General features: G+C 72.7%; 1 protein-coding gene. It reads right to left on the reverse strand.

The features are described from left to right. Positions 1-1,680: AMP-binding protein (locus tag ELR45_RS36690; protein WP_205855818.1), on the reverse strand; the 1,680-nt coding region annotated here is incomplete at its 3' end. Between the last annotated feature and the right edge of the window lie 13 nt (positions 1,681-1,693).

Genomic DNA, 1,693 nt, shown 5'->3' on the forward strand with positions numbered 1-1,693 from the left:
GGGATCGCCGGTGGAGCCGGAGGTGTAGATGACGTACGCGGGGTTGTCTGGCGACGCGGGCACCGGCGGTCCCGGCGGGGACGGTGGCGGCGGGGAGAGGGAATTCCCGGCCTCGCCCGCGGCGAGGTCGTCGACCACGATCGGCCGTACCTCCGCCGGTAGCTCGTCCGCGGTCCCGCTCCAGGATTGGGTCAGCGCGAACCGCACACCGGCGGCGCTGAGGATCCGGTCTCGGCGGACTGCGGGCTGTCCTGGGTCGACCGGCACGTAGGCGGCCCCGGCAAGCAGCGCCGCAAGCACGCCGACCACCTGGTCTGCGCCCTTGACCATGCAGATCGCCACCAGCTCCCCCGGCCGGCAGCCAGCCGCCCGCAGCCTGCGGGCGGCCGCCTGGGCACGGGCGGCGAGCTCGGCGTAGGACAGCGTGAGGTGCGTGTCGACGACGGCGACGTCGTGCGGCGTCGTGTCCGCCCGGGCAAGCACCGGCTCGTGCAGCAGGTGGCTGGGCAACGCTGCCGCGGTGTCGTTCACCTCGGTCCGGCGCGCACGCTGCGCCCCCGGCAGCAGGTTCGGCGCGCTGTCATCCCATGCCTCGTCGGTCGTGGCCAGCCTGACCACCAGGTCGGCGAACGAGGAGAACGCATCGGCCGCAAGTCCGTCCGGGAACACGTCGTCGCGCACATCCCACGCCAGCAGCACCCCACCGGCGTGCTCGACCACCTGGCAGTCGAGCCAGACCTGCGGGGTCTGGGTGACGCCGTGCACGAACCGTCCCAGCGGCGGCTCGGTGGTCGGCTCGGCTGCCGGTTCGGTGGTAGCCCCGGCCGCTGCTCCAGTGGCCGTGCCGGCAGCCGCTCCCGTGCCGATGGTGCTGGTGAACACCACCGGCATCAGGGCGGGGCGGCCCTGGCTGCGGGTCAGCTCGGCCAGCACGTCCAAGCCGGAGAAGAGCCGATGGTCGAGGTCGTCGAAGAGTTGGGCGCTGACCGCGGACACCCGGCCGGCGAACGTGGATGCGGCGTCGAGGTCGACCGCCAGCAGGTTCACCGAGGTGAAGTCGCCGACGACGGATCCGATCCGCTCGTGCAGCGGGAGCCGGTTGAACACCGGCAGGTTCAGCGTGAACCGGCGGTGCCGGTTCCACCGTCCCACCGTCTCCGCGTAGGCGGTGAGCAGCACGGCCGACGCGGTGACACCATTCCGCTCGGCCCGCTTGCGCAGCCCGGCCCACTCGGCCGCGGCGAGCTGCCGGTCCAGGCGCCGGAATCGGACCGGTTCAGTGGCCGGTGCCGGCTCCTGGCGTCCGTTGCCGGGCAGCTCGGGCGACGGCGGCAGGCTGTCGATGCGATCCAGCCAGTACGCCCGGTCGCGCTGGAATCTGGGTCCGGCGCGCAACGATCGTTCGGCCAGCACGTAGTCACGGAACGTCACATCCAGCGGCGGCAAGGTGTCACCGCGCAGCAGCGCGTCCAGCTCGCCGAGCAGCAGCTGCACGCTGGCCGAGTCGACCACGATCAGCTCCACGAGCAGGTGCAGCAGCGTCGAATCGTCCGTCACGGTGATACGCAGGGCGAACAGCGGCCAGTGCTCGGTGGAGCCCGGCGAGCGGGTCAGCTCGCGCCGGACCCCGTCCAGGTGCGTCTCCACCGCGTCGGGCCTGGCGCCGCGCAGGTCGGTCACCGGGATCCGATAC

It is taken from the genome of Phytoactinopolyspora endophytica, assembly GCF_004138495.1.
GTDB classification, from domain to species: Bacteria; Actinomycetota; Actinomycetes; order Jiangellales; family Jiangellaceae; genus Phytoactinopolyspora; species Phytoactinopolyspora endophytica.